Genomic DNA, 21,868 nt, shown 5'->3' on the forward strand with positions numbered 1-21,868 from the left:
TTTCAATCTTAAAAAATGATTCGGCTTATAAACCACAAAATAAAGGAAGAGGCAAAGCAAATACGCCAGGTGTTCCAGGTATCTTATGCAATAGAGGCCGAACTTTTGCAGGCCGATGATTTTCCTCCTCTAAAAAGACCTCTCGAGAATTTCTTGAATGCGGAAACTACATTTTTTGGCTACTTTGAGGGAGCGGAATTAGCTGCCGTTACCGAAGTAAAAGCAGAGGATCAGATCTTACATATCCACAGTCTAGTTGTTGATCCTGATTTTTTCAGAAAAGGTATTGCAAGTAAGCTTCTGGAGTTCGTCTTTAATGAATTCAACTTGAAAACATTTACCGTAGAAACAGGTGCCGCTAACGGCCCGGCTATTGCTTTGTATGAACATCATGGCTTCCGAATCATCAGGCAATGGATGACTGAAATAGGCATTGAAAAAGTAGCGTTTGAGAAGCAGTTGGGCTAATCATCAACCACCTCAAACTCGACCCTGCGATTTAGCTTTCTAGTTTCCTCAGATTCATTGCTTGCTATCGGTTGATTGCCACCGTATCCTTTGCCTGTCACACGAAAGGCGTTGATACCCTGAGATAAAATGTATGCTTTCACTGCCTTCACCCGAGCTTCTGATAACTGCACGTTTTTGACCGGATCTCCAGTATTATCTGTATGGCCTTTTAGAAGAATCTTAATCTTAGGATTGTCATTCAAAACTTCCACTACCAGATTCAATTCTTTTTCCGACCCTTCAATCATGTTTGCTGTTCCCCGATGAAATAGCACATGATCCAAGGTGATTATGCTTCCTTTTGCCACTGATGATAGCTGGATTACATTTTCTCCAATTTTCAGTTGTTCGTCGAGCACAATCACTTTAGGTAAATAACCGAGAGACTTGAGCTCTATCTCCTCATCAGACAATGAATCGATCTCAAATATTCCATTTGGCCCAATTCTTCTATTTGCTCCAACTATCATTTCAGCTGGTAATGCTTCGCCAGTTTTCGCATCTATTACCTTCAGGATGATGGCTCCTAATGCTTCCGTCTCAGGCTCCTCAGCTACTATTGGTAGAGTTTCCAACTGCGTCGTATCCTCCTCAATTTCTTCTTTGAACTTTATTCGCATAATATCTCCATAACCATCACTATCCTGCGAACTGACGTAGTATGCCCATTCAGAACTATCTAAAAATGAAAAAGAAGTTTCTGATCCTGAGGTATTGACCTGGGAACCAAGATTTACAGGTTCGCTCCAGTTTCTCCAGGATTCATCTTGCCTTACGCTATAAAAAAGATCAAAACTACCCTGACCGCCTCTTCCATTTGTGGCAAAAAAAAGTGTGCGATTATCTTCTGCTAGAAAAGGTGTCACTTCCTGAAACTCAGTATTTAATTGATAACCTAAATTTTTAGGACGATCCCAGCTCCCATCGGCTTTCTTTTTCACGATATAGAGATCTTCAACTCCATACGTGTTATTAGCTTCAAGGCTAAGAATCATATACCTGCCGCCTTTTGACAAACATCCGCTTTGAATGGGTGACTTATTTTTCAAAAAGGGGATGTCTACTTCCTTATCAACTCCATTGCTGCTAAACTTTACTTTTCCGTAGTACATGCCTTTATCAAAGGTTACTTCGCTGTAATACAGTCCTTCTTTCGTAAATCCAATTGGGCTTACCATTCCTTTTTCACCTAGCCAATCTAAAAAAGTCGAGACGGTCCAGTTTTCAGCACCAAAAGATTTGGACTGGGAATCAAATAGTTTGGACGTACTATTAGTCCCTCCTCGTTCCTCAGTAAATGCAATTGACTTACTATGTGGACTGAGGACCAGATAATTCTGTCCATTGGGTGTATTGAGTGAATCTACTGTTTCTCCCTTTCCCTCGAATGCAACCTGCGCAGCACCAGTGAAACTAAGAACCATCAAAAATGATATTATTGAACTTTTCAATTAATTAATTATATTTTTTTGTGAAAATAACTTGATTTTATAAATATCCTAATATATTATTGTACTTGTAAAGTTTCTCTATTGGTTAGTTGGTGACAAAACTAAACAGCTAGTGAATTATAGTCCGGTGTGGTTAGCCGGACTTTTTTTGTTTTATTGTTTTACTCACAAACTTATTGCCAGCAATTAAGAACCTCCAGGGCTTTAACGCATCTTCTTCAGCATATTCCACACCGATTCTTGTATCCGACTGAATATCTAATTTTTCCTCTCCATCATTGTCAACGATCCAGATTTGATCTTCACATAAATCGACACCTGACATTTTCACATGAATACCCATTGCCTGCGCCAATGTACCGGGTCCGGACGCAAGTTTTGCTTTAGTGAAGTTTCTCCTCTCATTCATTGCATCAATGCCTTGTATGGGCTCCAAGGCTCGTATCAGCACTGCATCTGCCATTCCTTCGACATTTGTCACCACATTGAATAGATGATGAATGCCATAGCATAAATACACATATGCGGTTCCTCCGTCACTATACATGATCTCAGTTCTGGGTGTTCGCTTGTTATTAGCATGGCACGCTTTGTCGCCCCTTCCACAATATGCTTCTGTCTCTACGATTTTTCCTGCAGTTAATACACCATCAACATGTGTTACGAGCACTTTCCCCAACAAATCTTTTGCTATTTGCACGACATCTGTTCTTTGATAAAACGATCTTGGGAGTTTTTCGTAAACGGATGTATTAATTTTGAAAACCATAAAAAACCTTAAACTATGAAAAGAATCACAAATCTAATCGCACTATGCGTGTTAGTTACTTTTGGAGCAACCGCTCAAATCAATACTCCTCAGCCAAGCCCTGCTGGTTCAGTAAGTTCGACTGTTGGACTTACAGAGATCAGCATTGATTATTTCCGACCTGGTAAAAAAGGAAGAGAAATTTTTGGTAGTGGAGACAATTACCTTCAGCAATATGGAGAGGTATGGAGAACAGGCGCAAACGCAGGAACCATAGTTAACTTCAGCACAGATGTGAAAATCGCTGGACAGGATGTACCGGCAGGTAAATACCAAATTGTTTCAATTCCTGGCGCAGACGAATGGCAGGTTATGTTTCACAAAGAAATGATTGGTGGGAACATGGGTAACTACAAAGCTGAAAATGATGCTGCAAAAGTGACAGTAAAGACCATGAAGCTTGGTAATTCTGTAGAGCGAATGACTTTCCAGATTTCTGATATTTCTGAAGACAATACTTCTGCTAACATTCATTTTGCGTGGGACAACATGTCTTTCAAAGTGCCTGTATCGGTTGATTTTCATTCGGCTGTAATGAAAGAAATTGCTTCTAAGACTCAGGTAAATCCTCAGAACTATGTAGCTGCTGCTAACTATTACCTCAACGCTGGCGAAAATTTGGAGCAAGCCTTGGAATGGATGAACAAGTATCTATCTGTTGGCGAAAATTCCGGACAGTTTTGGCATGTACACACTAAGGCTCAAATTCTTGCTAAAATGGGTAACAAGAAAGAAGCTATCGCAACTGCTAAAGATTCAATGGAGAAAGCCAAAAACTTTGCACAGGGTGATTTTGGTTACATCAAAAGAAACGAAGATTTAATTGCTTCTTTGAAGTAATTACTTCTTAAGAAAGTATTAAAGCGTGAGCAATGCTCACGCTTTTTTTATGCCTTATTACCAAATAGTTTTGATAGTTGCTGTATAATCAGACTTAAAATAATCGTCCCGCCACAACCAATCAGGTTGTACCATAAGTAGCTCAGTGAGAAGATTCCTGCCTCTGTCATCAAGTGAACAATGATCACCACTGTTTGAGCTATGATAGCTGCGATGAAAACAGGATTTCCTTTGACCTTTTTAAAGAAGAAAGCCACAAGGAATATCCCTAGCACTGTGCCATAAAATATTGAACCTACAATATTTACAGCCTCGATTAGATTCTCAGAATTTTTAGCCAAAATCGCGAAGAGAATCGCCAAAACACCCCAACCAAAAGTCATGAGTTTTGAAGTGTTTAAATAATGATGATCTGATGCATCCTTTTTTATGGCGCGTTTATAAAAATCAACCGAGGTGGTTGACGCCAAAGCATTCAATTCTGAAGAAGTCGAGGACATGGCTGCAGAGAATATCACTGCGATCAATAGTCCGATCAGGCCATGTGGAAGATATGTGATGATAAACGTGAGAAAGACATAATCTGAGTCTTTAGTTTCCAAGGTGCTGTCGGCCTTTAGGATTACATCTTTTGCCTGCTGCCTCAGCTCCACAGATTTAGCATCTGCGATTTTCAATTGCTCAGCAAATGCGGTACGTTCACTGTCAGAGATTGTCTCGCTTGTTAAAGACTGAGCAGCAAGCCTTCTTTCTTCCAACGCAACTGAGTACTCATCATTTATTTGTTCGAATTCCCCGGCGTAAGCTGAGTTTTCAACAATCTCCACAGAGGCTTCCTTAAAGTGAATTGGTGGATTGTAGAATATGAAAAAGACATATACCATCACACCTACGAACAGAATGAAAAATTGCATAGGAATTTTCAGGATCGCATTGAACATCAATCCCATTCTGCTTTCCGCAGCGCTTGTTCCTCCAAGGTATCGCTGCACTTGCGATTGATCCGTTCCAAAATAAGAAAGCTGGAGAAAGAAGCCTCCGGCCAAGCCTGACCAGATCGTATATCTTTCACCTGCATCCATGCTAAAATTGACTGCTTCAAGTTTTCCCAGATTTCCTGCAATCTCTAGTGCTCCTCCAAAAGAAGTATGATCTCCGATATATCCAAGTGTTACGAAAAATGCGGCGAACATACCGGCCATAATGACAGCCATTTGTTGTTTCTGCGTAATGGAGACCGCTTTTGTTCCACCGGATACTGTGTAGATAATCACCAATATCCCAGTTCCAAGTATAGTAGCAGTGAGGTTCCAGTGGAGAATCGAAGAAATAATAATCGCTGGAGCGTATATGGTAATACCTGCCGCAAGTCCCCTCTGAACAAGGAAAAGTGCAGCACCCAGGTAACGTGTTTTTAGGTCAAACCGCTTTTCCAAAAATTCATAAGCAGTGTAAACTTTCAGTCTATAAAATATTGGAATGAATACCGCCGAGACTACAATCAAAGCTATGGGTAATCCAAAATAGTTTTGAACGAATCCCATACCGCTTTCATAGGCCTGTCCGGGAGTGGAAATAAAGGTAATTGCACTGGCTTGAGTTGCCATCACAGAAAGCCCTATCGTTCCCCACTTCATTGAGTGTCCACCGAGCAAATACCCTTCAATGTCTTTTTGTCCTCTAGTCTTATAAACGCCGTAAGCTACAATAAAGAGAAGTGTGCCAAACAGCACAATCAAGTCAAGGTTGTTCATTTAGTTGTCAGTAAGATGAGCTAAAGAAATGAAATAAAATGATGAGTACGGCCAGCCAGGCAGCAACAAAAATGTAAAGGAATCGCCATTTTTTGAATAATGGTGGTTTGTCAATGTTTCTTTCCGAAATCAATTCTGTCATTTACCTAATGATATCAAGTTTACAAAAATTCTATAAGCTCCTGGTACTCCGGCCGGCAATTCTCTGAACCAGCTGTATCCAGAATACACGTAATATCCCTCTCCATACTTTGCAACGAGTAACCCTCCAGTTTTTGGACTTTCTCCCGGATCATTGCTTTTAAGAATTGGGGTGAACTCTTCTGCCCATTCGTTAGGGAAGTAAAGTCCCCTTTCCTGAACCCATCCTTCAAAGTCTTTATTGGTAATTTTATTGGGAGCATTCATTACCGGATGATCGAATCCAATGATCTCAACAGGAGCTTGCTCTACCGCTACCCGGTCTCTTGACAACTTGAGATCATACGGCGCAATTTCTTGTGTTACCAGTCTGTGGCTGGTGTTATACTGAATGATAAGGTTACCGCCATTCTCGACATATTGGAACAATTCCACATTCTTATATGAAAGCCAGCCTACCGTATTAAATGCTCGAATTCCAAGGATTACGGCATCATACTTTTTCAAATTATCCGCTGTAACATCATCTTTTCCTAAAGTTGTTACTTCATATCCAATCTGTTCCAGGTTTTGTGGGATGGCATCTCCGGCACCTTCTATATACCCTACTTTGTTTCCTCTCTTTTCCAGATCTAATCTTACCACTTTTACTTGAGCATCGGGATAGAGTGTTTGCTTAGGAAGATGGTTATAGTCGATTTCCGAAAGGCCTTTATTATAGGTTTTACCATCGATAGTGGCTGAAATGGAAACGCGCCCTTCTGATGCCTTATCAGGTGGCGTAATACTGAATGTAAATACTTCTTCTTCTCTTCTTTGAGCCAAATCGAAGGTATAATTTGTCGGACTAACCATCCATCCTTTCGGAGCATTTAGCGAAACACTTCCTGAACAATTTTGTTTACCGGCGATGACTCGAACTTCTACCGACTTTGGCATATTATCTCCAAAAACAAGCACACCACCGGATATATTAGCCGTCACAGGCGGACCGATTGTAAGTGGTTCGGTCACTTCTCCATCTACTGGATCTGTACGTTTAAAAACCACTGGTACATCTAACGAAATGGATGTGCCGCTAAGGGATAAAGTTACCGAGGCGGTAATTGCATGATCATTTTCCGGACGTCCGATTTGCTCCTGGTCATCAACCGAATACATACCGAGTTCTCCTTGTTGTCTTAGCCAATATGGATGCGTAAACTTTGATCCGGCAGGAATCACAAAATTCATCTCGGAATTGAATCGCTTATTATTGAGCAGCGGAGCTTTAAATGATATAGGATTTACCCAATTCTTAAACTTCACCTTTTCTAAGTGCATCTTAACATCACTTCGATTTACAACTTCTAAACCTATCGTAATGGAATCACCAATTGTGTAGCTGGGTTCATTCGCTCTTAAGGAGATATATAGCCCGGATGCAGCTACGATCAGATCATCAATTTCCTTTTGTTTGATCTCCTTCCAGAAATTATCTTCAATTTGATCTGAGGCGTTCCTGGCACCCATCAGTGAAGGAATGATTTTGGATGGATCTGACTCATCATACTCGCTAATTGCTTTATTAATATAAAAAGCCACTTCCTTCGATCCTTTTACACGTTCCCAGGAAGTATCGACGCCTTCGAAGACTTCTTTTCCTTCCGAACCTCCCCACTGCTGAAGGTATTCAATTTGATCTCCGCGTGATCCTGAAGATCCAAAACCCTGGCTTTTGTGCATACTCCTACTTCGAGCTGCAATTTCAGTGTATGACTCACCCAGCATTGGGTTATAACCCCCAACATTGAGCTTAATCAATTTAGTAGTGTCTTGATCAGAATTTCTGAACCACCACCATCCAGTATTCCAAAATATTTTGGTCGGCTGCCAAGTATCTACATAACTGAGCTGCTCAGGATAGGCGTTTTCATCTCCACTTAACTCAAATGCTTCTCGAGCTAGAATAGCACTTGCTGTATGATGCCCGTGTGACCTTCCGGTATCGCTAAACCTGGTAATTATGATATCCGGTCTAAACTTTCTGAATGTCCAAACAAAGTCAGCAAGCACATCTTCTCTATCCCAAATATTGAAGGTCTCTTCTGGGTTTTTAGAATATCCAAAATCATTGGCTCTGGAAAAAAATTGTTGTCCGCCATCGGTTCTTCTTGCAGCTAATAATTCCTGAGTTCTAATCAGCCCAAGCTCCTCTCTAATTTCAGGACCTATTAGGTTTTGCCCACCATCTCCGCGTGTCGCCGACAGATAGGCTGTTCGCATTAATTCGCCATTGGCGTAGTATGCAATCAGTCGTGTATTTTCATCGTCAGGATGTGCTGCTACGTAGAGAACTGTTCCAAGAACATTTAGCTTTTCGAGCTTTTGGCGGATACTCCCAGGTTTGTATTTCTGAAATTCTTGGGCAGATAAGTTTAGTGCAAGAGCTAAAAACAAATAGCTCACTAATACATGGGTTTTCATAGAAAGGTTTTCGTTGCGCTGTTGTTACGAGATAAAAGGCGGAAAGTTATACCAATTGTATGAGCGGTAGAGAATAGCTCATCTTCTCCTTCGGAATTTTTCTCTAGATTTAAAATACCAAACGCCTATTATTGAAAGCCCTGAAGAATGCACCCACACATTATGTTGGGAGTGATGCGGAAAGTATTGCTTCTGTACTCAATGTTGGCTACTTACTCCTTCCTGTATTTCTCACAGTGGTGCTCATACGCCAACTGGTTCAGGATGATATAGACTTAAGCATAGTAATTGGTATCAGCTTAGTTTTTAGCTTTTTCGCTAGAAGTCAGTTCCTAAAAGGATACTTAAAACAGTCTATCGCATCCGTCGTGATCTTTTTCAATATTCTATTAACCATTGCATGCTCGCTTGGCAATGGAATCAATGATATTGGAATAATTGGTTTTCCAATTATCATAGGATTTTCGGGAATCATTTTAGATCAAAAAAAACTGGCCATTGCCTCTATTCTTAGTATCACAGCCGTGCTATGGCTGGTCATTGGCGAGTATTTGAATATCTATACTCCAGTGACAAAACCAGTTGGGAGTGCTGGAGACTTTCTAGTTTCTGCTTTACTTATCATTTTGGGTGGAATCGTTGCCTTTAGTCTTACGCGCAATATGAAAATCTCACTAAAAGATGCTCAACGAGAAATTTTTGCCAGTAAAAAGGATGCAGAGAATCTCAGCGAGGAAACGAACAAAAAACTAGAAATCATTGAAGAAATCCATCGCACAGTAATCAACAGCTTGAATCACATTCGACAACTTATTGATAACAAGCAGCAAGACATCAGTGAGCTTGAGCCGGTTTATGAAAGCTTGAAAAGAAAAGTGCTCGTAATAGAAGTTGCTCATAATATTCTCCTTTCAGCCAAGACTCCAATCATGCTGGACATAAGGAACCTTACATCCAAACTTATAAATAAATATGAAAAGAACTTAAAAACGCCTATTCTCCGAATCGATACTGGGAGCGTATCTCATTTTGTGCCTTTGGATCTAGCAATCAATTACGGGATATGCCTCATTGAATTAGTGAATGATGCAGATACTGAAGGCAATGAAACAATAAGTGTCACACTAATAGTAAACAAAGAAACAATTGATCTAAAGATTTCGGGATTTGAAGGTAATCATAGTGCCAAACCCGGAATAGTGATTGACCTTCTGACCAAACAGCTGCAGGGAACCTTGAGCAAATCATCTACCGAATTCCTGCTTTCATTTAAACACACTCCTAATTAATGAGGTCGGCATGGCTACCATATGACGAAATGCTGGATGAAGACTCCCACAGGGAAGTGAAAAATTTGATGCGAATTTTTCTCTATATCATCCCAAGTATTGCAGTGGTGCTCGCGACTGTAAGTTTCATTTTTGGATATATCAACATTGCACTTACTACACTAACTGTCCCGGTCTTTTGCCTGATTTCAATGTATTATCTGAATAAGGGTCAGATCAATACAGCAATGATTGTCATAACCACCGTTATGCTAATCTCAACCAGCTTTATATGTTTTTTTGGTGGTGGAATACATGAAGTTGGAGTGATCATTTTTCCTGTGATAGTATTTTTCTCCAGCCTGGTAATGAATATAAGAGGAGTAATCATTACCACATCGCTTGTAGTTCTTTGCCTGGCTTTAATAGTTCTGGAGGAACAACACAATATTTATCCTAGCGATGTTCCTGCAACAAGCTGGGTAGACTTAGCAGTTGCCCTTTCAGTGTTGATAATTCACACTTTTATGACATTTAGCTTCTCGAACATTACTAAAAATAACCTCCGAAGAATTACAGATGAACTTCAGAGCCAGAAAAGATATAGAAAAGAAATCGTTGAAAGCCTTGATGAAAAAACTCAACTATTGCGATTAGTGCATCATAGGGTGAAGAATAATTTGCTTCTCATCAATAGTTTAATTGAACTAGAAGCGTATGGTCAGCCGGAAATAAAACAAGAGTTTAAAGAAATTTCAGATAGCATTCACACCATTGCACGAGCTCATGATCCATTGTATCATACCGAAGATTACAAACAAGTTTCCATTAAGCCATACCTTGAAAAACTAATTGCCAGCTTCGCTCAATCCAGAATGGTAATAGTGTTGGAAGTAGAAATTGATGAGTATTTAATGTTCCATGAAAAGGCCCTTTTGCTTGGAATAGTACTTCAAAAAATTCTTGTAAGTATCAGATCACAAGAAGTGACAGACTTGGCTATTCAATTGAAATGTATCGGTAAAAATGGCCAACTCAAGGTAGTCGCAAAGAATGGGAGCGACATATTGATTGAAGAAGTCTCTTTGGTAGAGCTATTGACTAAACAAATCAAAGGGAAATTGAAAATGATAAATAAGGGAATATCTATTGATTTCCCTGTAAACGACTGAGTTAATTATCCAAGCTTGCTGAAATCCTTGACGTCAGCATCCGTTTTAAGAATGCGTTGAAATATTCCATTCAAATCATCAAAATCCCATGGCTTAGTTACGAAATCATGGATTCCGAAATCACCAATCGTTTCGTACAAATCTGCTCTTTTTATAAAGCCACTCAAGATCATTCGTTTAATATCCGGCTTTGTGGTGAATACGTCTTTTAGAAGCTCAACTCCGGACATATGGGGCATCCTGTGATCTGTAACTATCAGATCAATTTTTTCTTTTTTTATGATTTCAAGCGCTTCATGTGGACCCAGTGCAGTGTGAACATTGTACAGCCTTCTGAAAGTAGATTTAAAACCTCTGAGGTTTGGCATCTCATCATCCACATATAGAATAGTGTACTCTTTATCTACTTTATTCGCTTGCCTAGCAGCTCTTCTTGCGGCTCTACGTTCTGCTCTTTCTTCTGCTGTAAGTGTTTCCATAAGCACAAATCTTGATCTACAAAAATACACGAATTAACGAGTATTGGATATCTATTTTTGCTTAAGCAAAATACTTAATTCATTAAATACAATAAAAAATTATTTCGTGAAAAACTTAAAATTTCAAATGACATCAGATTGATTATCAAAACTGTGCTGAATGTTTACCGTACCTATAAAAATGAAAGCCATCCATTATTTACTCGTATCCATTGTTTTATTCAGTTGCACACAGGCACAAGAACAATCATCCGAGCCCGAACAATCAAGTTGTGAATGGTGCGGTGCTACGGAGGCTCCGCCGAATGTCCAATCAAGGACCACAATTGCAACTGTGGATGAAGTAGGTCAAAGGATAAAAATTAACGGTACCGTTTTTCTAGCAGACAAAAAGACTCCAGCTAAAGATGTCATACTCTACCTCTACCACACAAATGCAAAAGGTATCTATCCTAAAAATGGGTCAGAGTCAGGCAACGGAAGAAGACATGGCTACTTAAGAGGCTGGATCAAGACTGGCAATGATGGGACTTATGAATTTGAAACAATTAAACCTGAACCATATCCTGGCAGAAGTATCCCCGCTCATATACACATAACTATAAAAGAGCCTAACAAAAATGAATACTGGCTGAAAGACTATTTCTTTAACGGAGACACGTTTCTATCCGCAAGGGATCTTAAAAATGAAACGGGCGAAGCTCGATTTAATCATGTGATCAATCTCACTCAAGAAGGAAACATACAGTTAGGGGAAAGAGAGATACTTCTAAAAGATTAACCTGCTTGTTTCAAGGTAAAAATAAATATCGATCCTTTGCCATCAGGATTGTCCTCGACTCCTAATGTTCCACCATTTTGTGATATGAGATCATTACAAATAAATAGCCCTACTCCTGAGCTCTTTTCGTTTTCTGTTCCGGGACGTTTATTATCTTTCTTCATTTCGAAAAGATTTTCTTTCATTTCGGTCGGAATTCCAATTCCAGTATCAATGAATTTAATGAGGATATGATCCGATTGGGTTTGCACATCTATTGTCACACTTCCTCCCTTCTCTGTAAACTTCACCCCGTTGGAAAGCAAGTTTCGAATAACCACCTTTAGTGCGTTCTTATCAAACAGGCAGATTGCTTCCAGATCACCTTTCACCTGTAAGTTGAGATCTTTTGCCTCGATATTTGCATTCATTTGATTGATTACTGGCTCTACAATCTCATTCAAAATAATCTCTTCTTGATCAATACGCTTATTTTGAGATGCAGCATGTCCCCATTCCATTAATTCATCCAACATTTGAATAGTGTGGTCTACACCCTTATCAATAGTTACCATGAACTCTTTTGCTTGATCTATACCAACCTGATCCTCACGCACAAGCGTAATCACGCTTTTCAAATTGCTCATAGGTCCGCGAATATCATGACTTACAATTCGAATCAACGTATCTCTAAGCAAACTCGCTCTCGAAATTTCGGCAGTTTTTTCGTCCACACGCTTCTCCAAGTCTTTGTTTAATTCCTGATTCTCCTTGAATGATCCTGCAAAGATTTCTGACAAAGCAATTGATTGGAAAAAAAGAAATATGACAAACCCGGTATTCACCAGGTTAGGACCAGCATCTATATAAATCACCCCAGCAATTTTTAAAATCTCAGCCATGACAAATAGAAAACTCATAACCACCCCTGTCAAAACATACATTGCTCCAATCCTTTTATCAGCGACTGCTTTGGTCAAAATGGTAAACATCAGGACATAAGAAGCAAGGATCATGAAATGATAAGCATCCAGAGTGTGGTAGAAGAAGTCGTAGGCGGTGAATAACACGATGAGTAAAAAAATACTCGCAACACCAACATAAATTTTCACATACCTCTTAATGCTCGTATAAGTGTATAGTGTATAGCAAAACAAAACCGACAGTGGCGCGCCAGCATAACTACTGAAATATTCGATTTTTCTCCCCAGATTCAGAGATAAGTCCGGAAAGAAGGTATAAAAAATCATAGAGCCATCATCCACCAAAGTGGCACGGAGAAAAACAAAAAAGGACATAAGTCCAAGAAATAGGTAATACCTGCGCCTGACCTGACTGTATATTACCAGATTATAGGCAGCAAAAATTGCGATGCTACCAATCTCCATCAACTCTATCTGATGTTGCATAAAAATCACTTTATAGCTATGTTGAAAGGCAATTAAAGAATCTGCTCGAAAATAGACAACAAGCCGTCGTAAATTTTCGACCATTCGCTAGGATATCTACATATTTCTATATCTTTAGCTGTACTCAAAAATTTCAAATTATGTCAATGTACTGTCTTGCCTGGAAATACAAAGTATCGTCAAATCAAGCAAAGTTTGAAGAGGAATATGGCCGAAATGGAGGCTGGTTCAAGTTTTTTGAGTCCTCGGATGATTATTTAGGTAGTGAGTTGATGAAGCACGCTGACGGCAAAACGTATCTGGTCGTTGACAAGTGGATGTCCAAAGCAGACTATCAAGACTTTATCGACGAAAATAAAGCTGATTACGACCAGTTAAGTGAACAATGTAAGTCACTTTTTGATGAAGAAGAAGCTTTAGGAGAATACGACCTTCTCCAATAACACCAACCCTTTGCGTTGACGATCGTTTTAAGTTGGAAAGAATAAATCCAACACAATCATGAAATCAACTCTTAAATTCACGGGAATACTTGGGCTTATAGCCATTTCCATTTTCTCCTTTATTTCCAAGCCTAAAGCCTCCACCGAAGAGGAAGAAGCTGTAAAAAAAGTCGTCTTTGAATCGTACATCAATGGCGCTTTCAACGAACTGGATGCTGCCTCCATGGAAAAAGGATTTCACAAAGACTTCTCTATCTACTCAGCCAAAGGAGAAGATATTAGTAAATATCCGATCGCCGATTGGGTGGCAGGTGTCAAAAAAAGGAAAACAGCTGAATACAATCCTAAAGACGAAAAAAATGTCTGGAAGCACAACTTATCAGTAGATGTTACAGGAGGTGCAGCACAGGTTAAAGTTGAGCTTAGAAACCAAGGCAAGCTTGTATATACAGACTACTTGAGTTTATTAAAATTTGATAGTGGCTGGAAGATTGTCGCTAAAGTCTATCATCGACATAAATAATTAAAAATAAGCCCTGTAAATACAGGGCTTTATTTTTACTAAATGGAAATCAGAAAAGCCAGAAAGGAAGATGTAATACACATCATAGCAATGCTTGCAGACGATGAATTAGGCAGCAAAAGAGAAAACTTTATAGATCCACTTCCTCGTGTTTACTACGATTCATTCGAGAAAATTGATCAAGATCCTAATCAGCATTTGGTTGTTGCTGAAGAAAATGGAGAAGTTATAGGAACAGCCCAACTTTCATTCATTCCATACCTTACCTACCAAGGTGGGGTCCGATCTCAAATAGAGGCAGTCAGAATTAAATCTTCTATGAGAGGAAAAGGCATTGGAGAAAAGCTTTTCAAATGGATGATTGAGAAAGCCCAATCAAGCGGTGCGCATCTTATACAGTTGACCACCGATAAACAAAGATCTGATGCGTTGCGCTTTTATGAAAAGCTTGGATTCAAAGCCACTCACGAAGGACTAAAATTGCATTTTTAAAAGCTAATTTTACCTTAATGGTAATATTGAGTGCCCTTGCATCAGAAGTCAATCTACTTTTGATCATCAGTTTGTTGATTGTAATTCTAGGTTTAATCCTGAGGCGTCTCAATCAGCCATATATTATAGCGTACATTCTGTCAGGCGTTATTTTGGGCCCTCATGTATTAGGCATTGTGACTGACGTACAGGTCGCCCAACATCTAGGGGACATAGGCCTTATTATCCTTATGTTCTTCATCGGTATGGAGATTTCACTTCCTGACTTTCTCAAGCGATGGAAGGTAGCCTTCTTCGGCACAGGCATGCAAGTGGCTTTCAGCATTATTCTAATGTACATTCTAGGTACGTTTTTAGGATGGTCTTTTAATCGAATGATTCTACTCGGTTTTATAATTTCCATTAGCAGTTCTGCGGTAGTTATCAAGCTAATCCAGGATCAAGCTGATCCTGCTAGCAAAACCAGTCAAAATGTGATAAGTATACTCCTTACTCAGGATATACTCATTGTACCTATGATAATTGTACTTTCATTGCTTGGAGGTGATTCGTTGGATGTACAGCAAGTAACCCTTCAGATCATTGGGGGAATTTTGATTATCGTGACAATGGTCTATCTGATCAAGAAACAAAAAATCAAATTACCATTTGAAGAGATCCTAAGTAAAGACCATGAGCTTCAGATATTTGCTGGACTCATTGCATGTTTTGGTATTGCACTATTGACTTCATTATTTGAACTCTCTGCGAGTTTGGGAGCATTGGTTTCTGGCATTCTTATCAACGCATCAGATTCAAACAAGTGGTTACATGACAGCCTTCACTCGTTCAGAGTTATCCTCATTTCCATATTTTTTATTTCCGTGGGCATGCTCATCGATCTAGCCTTTCTCAAAGAGCACATACTTTCCGTTTCTCTTTTAGTGTTCTTTGTATACATATCTAATCACGGAATAAATGCAATCTCACTTAGGCTTCTCGGAAACACATGGAAGGAGAGTGTGCTTGGGGGTTCGTTCCTTGCACAAATTGGCGAATTCAGTTTCGTACTGGCAACCATTGGACTGCAACAAGGTCTTATTTCCAACTTTGGATATCAGATCACAATAATCGTAATAGCGATCACTATTTTCATTAGTCCATTTTGGGTTTTGCTTACTCAGAAAGCCTTTGGCATAGCCGAAAAATAAATTTCCATCACCCGCAAGTTTTTTTCGGATTGAGCATCCAAATGCTAACCCCCTAAACTGTCCTTTTACAGGGTTGTACGTCTAGTTTTACAGCGTCAACTATCAACTCGTGAAAGAAACAGACTTCAGGGATATCGTAAGTGAAAACCAAGATCGTGTTTACAATACATGTCTTGGTTTTATGAAAAATAATGAGGAAGCTAAGGATATGGCTCAGGAAGTCTTCATACATGTGTATCAAAACATTGCAAAGTTTAAAGGGGACTCTAAGCTTAGCACATGGATTTATCGAATTGCGACCAATAAGTGTTTGGAAGAGATTCGGAGAAAAGGAAGAAAGAAGAGATCAGCACAGCTATCGGATATTTCTGATGAAGTAATACAAAATCAAGCCCCGGACTTTTTTCATCCAGGGGTAGCTATGGAAGACAAAGAACGAGCAGCCATACTTTTTGCAGCAATTGAAAAACTTCCAGATCCTCAGCGTGTAGCCTTCACTCTTTCCAAAATCGAGCAACTTTCCTATGAAGAAATTAGCAAGGTTATGGAGAAAAGTATTAGCTCAGTGGAATCATTGCTCTTTCGAGCTAAGAAAAATTTGCAGAAATTACTTACTCACTATTATGAAACCATCTGATATCCAACGTGAGGTAGAACTCACCCTCAACAGCCTTGACCGATTGAGAAAAGCAAAAGCTCCGGTAGATTTTACTGATTCGCTCACCGCTAAAATGATCTTTTCAGAGGATCAGGTAAGATGGGTAAATAGAGCCAAACTAGCATTGGTTGCTATGGTAGCAATGGCGATTCTTAATGGTATAGTTATGTTTAAAAGTCAAGTCAACCAGCGAGACCAGATGCTAGATTCCTTAGCTCAGCAATATCACCTAATCGGAGATCTTTAAATGAAAAAAACCACCATCCGCCTAATAATACTCGCTGTAATTGTAATGATTCTCCTTAATGGAGTTCTCATCACTTTGCTTTGGACAAAGCAATCCCCTGATAAAGGATATCAAAAGACTCAAATTACTGAGGTCAATGACTTTATTATTCGTGAACTTGGATTTGATAAGGAAACATCTGAATCTTTTAGATCTATCGCAGCTCAGCACCACAACAATCAGATTGAACTTCAAAAGCGGTATCGGGACATTAAAAGACAGCTGAATCGAGCCATGATCAGTCAAGACAAAGAAAAAGCAGAACTCCTCCTGGAAGATCTTACAGAGGTTGTAAAAGCAAAGGAGCTAGAGTTGTTTCGCTTTTTTAGTGAGGTAAGAACCATCACGAATAAACAGCAGCAAAGAGAGTTTGGACGAATCTTTAGAGAGGCCACCGGAGCGCCTGATTACGAGCGCATTCCAATGGAAGACAACTCTAACCGCCCACCTCGCCCCAGACCATAGAATTGGCGTATTTAAAATAACCTTGATCAATAATGATCGGTGAGGTGATATTGTTATGATAAAGACCACCGGTTCCTAATCCGTGATGCACATCATCGGTCGAATATTGGCTTGCAAATTGTGCGATTGCATTCAATCCAATATTGGATTCCAAATAGGAGGTAATCCACCAAGCTATTCCATGAATTTCTGCCAAATCAATCCATTCCTTTACAGAAGCAAATCCACCATGCAATGTGGGTTTCAATACTAAAAATTGCGGCTTCAGTTCTTGTAGCAAATCAACACGATCTCTGGAGGAGTGAATACCTATCAACTCCTCATCCAAAGCAATGGGTATCTCACTTCTATTACAAATGAGCTCCATAGCTTCTGGTTGCATAGGCATTATTGGCTGCTCTATTGAGTGTATGTTAAACTGACTCAAAGTGTTAATCTTGGAGAGCACTTCGTTTGTAGGAAAGGCTCCGTTCGCGTCGAGTCGGATAATCAAATCTTCCGAAACCTTTCTCAGCGATTTGATGATTTCAATTTCCGTTTCAAAATCTAAGGCTCCGACTTTCAGCTTGATACAGCTAAATCCCGCCTCCAGCTTTTCCTCGATTTGTTCTTTCATAAAGGCCTTGTCACCCATCCAAATCAGCCCGTTAATGGGTAATTGAATCTGGTTGAGATCATTTCGGAAAATGTGCTTCACACCTCCATTTAGAAGATCCAGAAAGGCCATCTCCAATCCAAATCGAACACTCGGTATCGATGACGGCACCAGCTTGCCAACCAGTTCAAAAACATCCGCTTTTGATGACGGCTTATCAAAACCCTGCAGCGAAACCATGAGTTTCTCTAAAAACTCAGGAATATCCTCCACATCCTCCGGGCTGAGACGATCGATAGGCGCAACTTCACCTAAGCCATAAATACCATTTTCATGAATTTTCAGGAACCATACTTTCCTGTCTTTCAAATTGCCTCGACTGGTGCGTGCAGAAAATTTAAAATCAAGAACATACGGTATAACTTCGAGGCGCATTATGAATTTACAATTAGAAGATTTTCTTTTTGAACTCCCAGAGGAACGAATCGCAAAACATCCTCCAAAAGAAAGAGCGGATTCAAAACTGCTCTTTTACAACAAAGGTGATATCTCACATCACGAATTTAAGAACATTGTGTCCTTAATTCCAGCCGAATCTCTTCTCGTTTTTAATGACACAAAAGTGATTCCTGCCAGAATCATCATGCACAAGGAAAGCGGAGCTCGCATTGAGATTTTTTTACTGGAGCCAATTTCTCCTTCAAAAGTTCACGAAGAGGTGATGAATGCAACCGGTAAATGTGCCTGGAAATGTATGATTGGAAATGCAAGAAAATGGAAACCAGCTACCTCTCTTTCACTGCCAGACCTTTCATTAGAAGCAGTCCGGTCCGGAGACGATGAAGTTACTTTTCATTGGGATGGAGATGCAACTTTCTCCGATCTGCTCACTGAGATTGGTAAGATCCCACTCCCTCCCTATATTGACAGAGAATTAGAAGAATCAGATCAGGAGCGCTATCAGACGGTCTATTCAAAAATGAAAGGTGCTGTGGCGGCTCCTACCGCAGGTTTGCATTTCACAACAGAGGTCATTGAAAATATCAATGCAAAAAACATTCAGACAGACTTCCTCACCTTGCATGTGTCGGCCGGCACTTTTCAACCCATTAAGAGTAAGAATGTAGCAGATCACCCTATGCATAATGAGCAGATCTGGGTGACTAAGAAAAACATCGAAAATCTGATAAAAGCATCAAAAGTGATCGCAGTAGGAACCACTTCAATGAGGACAATTGAAAGCCTTTACTGGTTTGGTGTGAGATTATTGAATAGTCAGACCGATTTTTTTATTGATAAGAATGACCCATACACCTTTGAACCTATAAATCGAATTGCTGCTTTGGAAGCTGTGTTAAATCATATGAACAATCTCGGTTTAGATAAAATTGGTGGACAAACAGAAATTTTCATTTATCCAGGCTACAAGTTTCAGATATGCGAAGGTTTGATCACTAATTATCACCTTCCAGGATCAACACTAATCCTGCTAGTGGCCTCATTTATAGGCCCAGATTGGAGGACGGTATACGAATCTGCATTGGAGAATGACTATCGATTCCTTAGTTATGGAGACAGCTCGTTGCTTTTGCCCTAAGTGGATTTCATTTTAATTCTTTGCTCCATGATATAGTCGAGTGAAAACTTACCACTCCCTGTGATGGCAATCACAATCAATAGTCCTAAAATGGTAAGCGCCATTGGAAATTCCATATAGTTTTCAGCAGTCAGCATTTGCTTATAATTGAAAATAACTGCTCCGGCGAGAATCGGAATATTTAACAGACACATCCACCGAGTAATCGCACCACACATCAATATGATTCCTCCAGCCATGTGAATAAAAATAATCGCATGTGCCAGATGAGCTGCAACGAAAATCCAACCAACAGACTGAATGTTAGCTGTGAAACTATCAAAGTTGCTCGCAAAAACAATTCCTTTGTAAGTGATGAATCCACCCAAAGCAATGCGAAGAAAATCTACCAAAATGGGTGGACGAATCGATTCGATTTTTTGAATGATACCCATGATTTTGGAGTTTGATTATACATAATTTACTCAAAATCGCATTCAAATGCAATAATCGGTAGTTGGTAGTCACCCGCTATTGATTCATCGAAAGAGGTATAAAATACCCTGTTTAGGGTATTGATTTCGCAGCAAAAAGCCACTTGATTTGTAATACCAACTATCGCAACAATTGCTATGAGTCAACTAATTAAAAGTCTTTCAATCCAACGCATTCACGTAGAACTCGCTGGAAAATTCTTCTTACTTGTTATTATTCTAGCGTTGTTGATTGGTTGAGATCGCTCTGTGTCACCGCACAACTTACCGTTAAACATTTAGAAGCGCCAAGTGGCGCTTTTTTTTCTGCCTTTATTCCAATTGACTATTTTCGTTGGCATAATCTCAATTGATGCTGATAATTAAACGTTTTCTAGGAGTCCTTCTGATACTACTGATCGTTGTGTATTTCGGCCTATCCTATTCTCTTTCCAATCGTGTATTGACTACTAATAGCTCATTTCAAAAAACGCTGAATGACATTGAAAACTATTGGGACACTAGTTATGAAGAAATGATTGCCCTACTTCCTCCACCCACTGACTTTAGTGTTCAAGCAAATGATGATGTGATCATTAATGGCAAATATTTTACGGTTTCGGATTCATCTTCATGCTTGTACATTTTTGCACATGGTTGGGCGCGCAGCTGGCAAAACATGTTAAAATATTATCCTATTGTCGAAGAATGTGGCTGTGATGTAATTATGTATGATCATAGAGCTCATGGGGATAGTGGAGGTAAGTTTCCAACAGGTGGGATTAAAGAATCTGAAGACTTAATCTCAGTTACTGAATGGGCTGCACAAAACAAGCAGTTTGAATGGAATCAAATTGCCTGGGTAGGTAGCTCATGGGGAGCAGGCGCTGCCCTAATGGCAGGTGCCGACGATCGTAATCCCGCGTTTATTTTCGCAGACTCTCCATATCAGGATTGGCACACCGCAATATTTGAGCGCGCTATAGAAGATTATGGTTCCTGGATTAATGGTATTGCTCCGGCAGTAATGTATTGGGTAAACATAAGAGCTGATATTGACTATGCTCAAGCAAGTCCAATAAAAGCTACAAAGGATATTTCAGAGCCTGTTTTTCTAATACACTCCAAAGCGGATCCACAAACAAACTCTCAACAGTCTGTCAATATTGCCGAAAATTTAAATTCATCCTCAGAGTTTCATCATACCGATTGGGGAAATATCCATGTCATGGACGTCATATCTAATAAAGCAGAAGTAAAAGAGATGTTATCTTCATTTATCATGAAGAATAATCTCGCTGCTTTTATACCTCCTGAAATAGAAGAGTAAGAATGCAAATGACTGCTCAGAATTACTATTAACTTTAACTAAGTAATAGATTATTTCATCAAATTGCGCTCTATGTCAAACGCGCACTATTCTGCTCCTGAAGAAAGACTAAATGTACTCACCCATGGATTTGGCATCATCATAAGTGTGATAGGATTAATTCTACTGCAGCTAAAATCCAGCACTTTTGTTGAATCAGCTTCCACACTTGCTTTCGGCCTGAGCTTAATCCTTCTTTACTGTGCATCTACCTTTTATCATGCTGCTAAATCAGCTGATCTCAGAGCGAAGCTTCGGATATTGGATCATGCTTCCATTTATATTTTAATCGCTGGAACTTATACACCTGTATGTTTGATCACTCTTGCTGATAATGTTGGTCAGACTTTATTTTATACCATTTGGGGTGTCGGCTTGTCCGGTGTGATACTCAAAATATTTTTTACCGGAAAATTTGATAAGCTATCAACAGCTATGTATGTGCTGATGGGATGGATCGCAATTTTTGCGATTAAGCCTCTATTATCATCCATGCCAGTGGAAGGGCTTTTATGGCTCCTGGCTGGTGGTGTTTTTTACACTGTAGGAGCAGTGCTTTACAGTATCAGATCCATTCCAATGAATCATGCGATTTTTCACATATTCGTCCTACTGGGCAGTTTCAGCCACTACATGATGATCTACAACTGGATCCTTTATCATCCTCCCGAATGGGTTTGTCAAGGCTAAATGTGATTTAAACGAAACGTTTCAAATACATTCCGCACGAAAGCCTTGAA

Annotated in this window: 23 protein-coding genes; 15 read left to right on the plus strand and 8 right to left on the minus strand. The window is 39.6% G+C overall.

What is annotated here, in order from left to right:
- Positions 1–15 precede the first annotated feature (15 nt).
- A complete protein-coding gene (locus tag ACL8WY_RS05620; RefSeq protein ID WP_436517449.1) occupies positions 16–468 on the plus strand; it encodes a GNAT family N-acetyltransferase in 453 nt (150 codons plus the stop codon).
- Here ACL8WY_RS05620 and ACL8WY_RS05625 read toward each other — a convergent pair.
- Together ACL8WY_RS05625 and ACL8WY_RS05630 are read right to left on the minus strand one after the other, a co-directional pair.
- A complete protein-coding gene (locus tag ACL8WY_RS05625; RefSeq protein WP_436517450.1) occupies positions 465–1,934 on the minus strand; it encodes an OmpA family protein in 1,470 nt (489 codons plus the stop codon). The genes ACL8WY_RS05620 and ACL8WY_RS05625 overlap by 4 nt on opposite strands.
- 160 nt (positions 1,935–2,094) lie before the next feature.
- A complete protein-coding gene (locus tag ACL8WY_RS05630) occupies positions 2,095–2,730 on the minus strand; it encodes a DNA-3-methyladenine glycosylase (RefSeq protein ID WP_436517451.1) in 636 nt (211 codons plus the stop codon).
- A 15-nt stretch (positions 2,731–2,745) separates the two neighbouring features.
- Here ACL8WY_RS05630 and ACL8WY_RS05635 point away from each other — a divergent pair, with 15 nt between their 5' ends.
- The gene (locus tag ACL8WY_RS05635; protein ID WP_436517452.1) at positions 2,746–3,609 is read left to right on the plus strand and encodes a DUF2911 domain-containing protein; all 864 of its coding nucleotides are present in this window, start codon (positions 2,746–2,748) and stop codon (positions 3,607–3,609) included.
- A gap of 47 nt (positions 3,610–3,656) precedes the next feature.
- Here the strand turns inward: ACL8WY_RS05635 and ACL8WY_RS05640 are convergent, their stop codons facing one another.
- On the minus strand, positions 3,657–5,363 hold the full coding sequence (locus tag ACL8WY_RS05640) for a sodium:solute symporter (RefSeq protein ID WP_436517453.1): 1,707 nt from the start codon (positions 5,361–5,363) through the stop codon (positions 3,657–3,659).
- A gap of 138 nt (positions 5,364–5,501) precedes the next feature.
- Positions 5,502–7,970, minus strand: coding sequence for a PIG-L family deacetylase (locus ACL8WY_RS05645; protein WP_436517454.1), 2,469 nt, complete (start codon positions 7,968–7,970; stop codon positions 5,502–5,504).
- A 131-nt stretch (positions 7,971–8,101) separates the two neighbouring features.
- On the opposite strand from ACL8WY_RS05645, the gene ACL8WY_RS05650 reads away from it, so the two are divergent.
- A complete protein-coding gene (locus tag ACL8WY_RS05650) occupies positions 8,102–9,259 on the plus strand; it encodes a hypothetical protein (protein WP_436517455.1) in 1,158 nt (385 codons plus the stop codon).
- Complete coding sequence (locus tag ACL8WY_RS05655) at positions 9,259–10,410, plus strand: histidine kinase dimerization/phosphoacceptor domain -containing protein (RefSeq protein WP_436517456.1); 1,152 nt, start codon at positions 9,259–9,261, stop codon at positions 10,408–10,410. The genes ACL8WY_RS05650 and ACL8WY_RS05655 overlap by 1 nt, the downstream gene beginning before the upstream one ends.
- Before the next feature lie 5 nt (positions 10,411–10,415).
- On the opposite strand, the gene ACL8WY_RS05660 is transcribed toward ACL8WY_RS05655, so the two are convergent.
- Positions 10,416–10,889 (minus strand): response regulator, encoded by a 474-nt coding sequence (locus ACL8WY_RS05660; protein WP_436517457.1) that lies wholly within the window; start codon positions 10,887–10,889, stop codon positions 10,416–10,418.
- A 160-nt stretch (positions 10,890–11,049) separates the two neighbouring features.
- Between ACL8WY_RS05660 and ACL8WY_RS05665 the strand changes: the two genes are divergently transcribed.
- Positions 11,050–11,670, plus strand: a complete 621-nt coding sequence (locus ACL8WY_RS05665) for an intradiol ring-cleavage dioxygenase (protein ID WP_436517458.1) — start codon at positions 11,050–11,052, stop codon at positions 11,668–11,670.
- On the opposite strand, the gene ACL8WY_RS05670 is transcribed toward ACL8WY_RS05665, so the two are convergent.
- Positions 11,667–13,058 (minus strand): sensor histidine kinase, encoded by a 1,392-nt coding sequence (locus tag ACL8WY_RS05670; protein ID WP_436517459.1) that lies wholly within the window; start codon positions 13,056–13,058, stop codon positions 11,667–11,669. The two genes, ACL8WY_RS05665 and ACL8WY_RS05670, sit on opposite strands and share 4 nt — an antisense overlap.
- A gap of 140 nt (positions 13,059–13,198) precedes the next feature.
- Here ACL8WY_RS05670 and ACL8WY_RS05675 point away from each other — a divergent pair, with 140 nt between their 5' ends.
- From ACL8WY_RS05675 to ACL8WY_RS05705, 7 genes are all read left to right on the plus strand, one after another.
- Positions 13,199–13,501, plus strand: coding sequence for a hypothetical protein (locus ACL8WY_RS05675; protein ID WP_436517460.1), 303 nt, complete (start codon positions 13,199–13,201; stop codon positions 13,499–13,501).
- A gap of 58 nt (positions 13,502–13,559) precedes the next feature.
- Positions 13,560–14,024 carry a nuclear transport factor 2 family protein gene (locus tag ACL8WY_RS05680; RefSeq protein WP_436517461.1) on the plus strand — a complete coding sequence of 155 codons (465 nt, stop codon included), beginning with the start codon at positions 13,560–13,562 and terminating at the stop codon, positions 14,022–14,024.
- A 42-nt stretch (positions 14,025–14,066) separates the two neighbouring features.
- Positions 14,067–14,516, plus strand: a complete 450-nt coding sequence (locus ACL8WY_RS05685; RefSeq protein WP_436517462.1) for an N-acetyltransferase family protein — start codon at positions 14,067–14,069, stop codon at positions 14,514–14,516.
- Between the two features lie 17 nt (positions 14,517–14,533).
- On the plus strand, positions 14,534–15,706 hold the full coding sequence (locus ACL8WY_RS05690) for a cation:proton antiporter domain-containing protein (RefSeq protein WP_436517463.1): 1,173 nt from the start codon (positions 14,534–14,536) through the stop codon (positions 15,704–15,706).
- Between the two features lie 109 nt (positions 15,707–15,815).
- Complete coding sequence (locus ACL8WY_RS05695) at positions 15,816–16,343, plus strand: RNA polymerase sigma factor (protein WP_436517464.1); 528 nt, start codon at positions 15,816–15,818, stop codon at positions 16,341–16,343.
- A complete protein-coding gene (locus ACL8WY_RS05700) occupies positions 16,330–16,611 on the plus strand; it encodes a hypothetical protein (RefSeq protein ID WP_436517465.1) in 282 nt (93 codons plus the stop codon). Before ACL8WY_RS05695 ends, ACL8WY_RS05700 begins: the two co-directional genes overlap by 14 nt.
- Positions 16,612–17,115 (plus strand): hypothetical protein, encoded by a 504-nt coding sequence (locus tag ACL8WY_RS05705; RefSeq protein ID WP_436517466.1) that lies wholly within the window; start codon positions 16,612–16,614, stop codon positions 17,113–17,115.
- Here the strand turns inward: ACL8WY_RS05705 and menC are convergent.
- A complete protein-coding gene (gene menC / locus ACL8WY_RS05710; RefSeq protein WP_436517467.1) occupies positions 17,087–18,145 on the minus strand; it encodes an o-succinylbenzoate synthase in 1,059 nt (352 codons plus the stop codon). The genes ACL8WY_RS05705 and menC overlap by 29 nt on opposite strands.
- A gap of 1 nt (position 18,146) precedes the next feature.
- Here menC and ACL8WY_RS05715 point away from each other — a divergent pair, with 1 nt between their 5' ends.
- Entirely contained in the window at positions 18,147–19,307 is a 1,161-nt protein-coding gene (locus ACL8WY_RS05715) for an S-adenosylmethionine:tRNA ribosyltransferase-isomerase (RefSeq protein ID WP_436517468.1), read from the plus strand.
- On the opposite strand, the gene ACL8WY_RS05720 is transcribed toward ACL8WY_RS05715, so the two are convergent.
- Entirely contained in the window at positions 19,304–19,741 is a 438-nt protein-coding gene (locus ACL8WY_RS05720) for a DoxX family protein (protein ID WP_436517469.1), read from the minus strand. The genes ACL8WY_RS05715 and ACL8WY_RS05720 overlap by 4 nt on opposite strands.
- 391 nt (positions 19,742–20,132) lie before the next feature.
- Here ACL8WY_RS05720 and ACL8WY_RS05725 point away from each other — a divergent pair, with 391 nt between their 5' ends.
- Positions 20,133–21,089: an alpha/beta hydrolase gene (locus ACL8WY_RS05725; protein WP_436517470.1), complete on the plus strand. Its 957-nt coding sequence runs from the start codon at positions 20,133–20,135 to the stop codon at positions 21,087–21,089.
- A gap of 72 nt (positions 21,090–21,161) precedes the next feature.
- A complete protein-coding gene (gene trhA, locus ACL8WY_RS05730; protein WP_436517471.1) occupies positions 21,162–21,818 on the plus strand; it encodes a PAQR family membrane homeostasis protein TrhA in 657 nt (218 codons plus the stop codon).
- Positions 21,819–21,868 lie beyond the last annotated feature (50 nt).

The organism is Ekhidna algicida (genome assembly GCF_051379705.1).
Lineage (GTDB): Bacteria > Bacteroidota > Bacteroidia > Cytophagales > Cyclobacteriaceae > Ekhidna.

What these genes read in the sequence shown, in the direction of transcription:
- ACL8WY_RS05620 (WP_436517449.1), top strand. Translation starts at nt 16, where the DNA reads ATGATTCGGCTTATAAACCACAAAATAAAGGAAGAGGCAAAGCAAATA.
- ACL8WY_RS05625 (WP_436517450.1), bottom strand. Translation starts at nt 1,934, where the DNA reads ATGGTTCTTAGTTTCACTGGTGCTGCGCAGGTTGCATTCGAGGGAAAG.
- ACL8WY_RS05630 (WP_436517451.1), bottom strand. Translation starts at nt 2,730, where the DNA reads ATGGTTTTCAAAATTAATACATCCGTTTACGAAAAACTCCCAAGATCG.
- ACL8WY_RS05635 (WP_436517452.1), top strand. Translation starts at nt 2,746, where the DNA reads ATGAAAAGAATCACAAATCTAATCGCACTATGCGTGTTAGTTACTTTT.
- ACL8WY_RS05640 (WP_436517453.1), bottom strand. Translation starts at nt 5,363, where the DNA reads ATGAACAACCTTGACTTGATTGTGCTGTTTGGCACACTTCTCTTTATT.
- ACL8WY_RS05645 (WP_436517454.1), bottom strand. Translation starts at nt 7,970, where the DNA reads ATGAAAACCCATGTATTAGTGAGCTATTTGTTTTTAGCTCTTGCACTA.
- ACL8WY_RS05655 (WP_436517456.1), top strand. Translation starts at nt 9,259, where the DNA reads ATGAGGTCGGCATGGCTACCATATGACGAAATGCTGGATGAAGACTCC.
- ACL8WY_RS05660 (WP_436517457.1), bottom strand. Translation starts at nt 10,889, where the DNA reads ATGGAAACACTTACAGCAGAAGAAAGAGCAGAACGTAGAGCCGCAAGA.
- ACL8WY_RS05665 (WP_436517458.1), top strand. Translation starts at nt 11,050, where the DNA reads ATGTTTACCGTACCTATAAAAATGAAAGCCATCCATTATTTACTCGTA.
- ACL8WY_RS05670 (WP_436517459.1), bottom strand. Translation starts at nt 13,058, where the DNA reads ATGCAACATCAGATAGAGTTGATGGAGATTGGTAGCATCGCAATTTTT.
- ACL8WY_RS05675 (WP_436517460.1), top strand. Translation starts at nt 13,199, where the DNA reads ATGTCAATGTACTGTCTTGCCTGGAAATACAAAGTATCGTCAAATCAA.
- ACL8WY_RS05680 (WP_436517461.1), top strand. Translation starts at nt 13,560, where the DNA reads ATGAAATCAACTCTTAAATTCACGGGAATACTTGGGCTTATAGCCATT.
- ACL8WY_RS05685 (WP_436517462.1), top strand. Translation starts at nt 14,067, where the DNA reads ATGGAAATCAGAAAAGCCAGAAAGGAAGATGTAATACACATCATAGCA.
- ACL8WY_RS05690 (WP_436517463.1), top strand. Translation starts at nt 14,534, where the DNA reads ATGGTAATATTGAGTGCCCTTGCATCAGAAGTCAATCTACTTTTGATC.
- ACL8WY_RS05700 (WP_436517465.1), top strand. Translation starts at nt 16,330, where the DNA reads ATGAAACCATCTGATATCCAACGTGAGGTAGAACTCACCCTCAACAGC.
- ACL8WY_RS05705 (WP_436517466.1), top strand. Translation starts at nt 16,612, where the DNA reads ATGAAAAAAACCACCATCCGCCTAATAATACTCGCTGTAATTGTAATG.
- menC (WP_436517467.1), bottom strand. Translation starts at nt 18,145, where the DNA reads ATGCGCCTCGAAGTTATACCGTATGTTCTTGATTTTAAATTTTCTGCA.
- ACL8WY_RS05715 (WP_436517468.1), top strand. Translation starts at nt 18,147, where the DNA reads ATGAATTTACAATTAGAAGATTTTCTTTTTGAACTCCCAGAGGAACGA.
- ACL8WY_RS05720 (WP_436517469.1), bottom strand. Translation starts at nt 19,741, where the DNA reads ATGGGTATCATTCAAAAAATCGAATCGATTCGTCCACCCATTTTGGTA.
- ACL8WY_RS05725 (WP_436517470.1), top strand. Translation starts at nt 20,133, where the DNA reads ATGCTGATAATTAAACGTTTTCTAGGAGTCCTTCTGATACTACTGATC.
- trhA (WP_436517471.1), top strand. Translation starts at nt 21,162, where the DNA reads ATGTCAAACGCGCACTATTCTGCTCCTGAAGAAAGACTAAATGTACTC.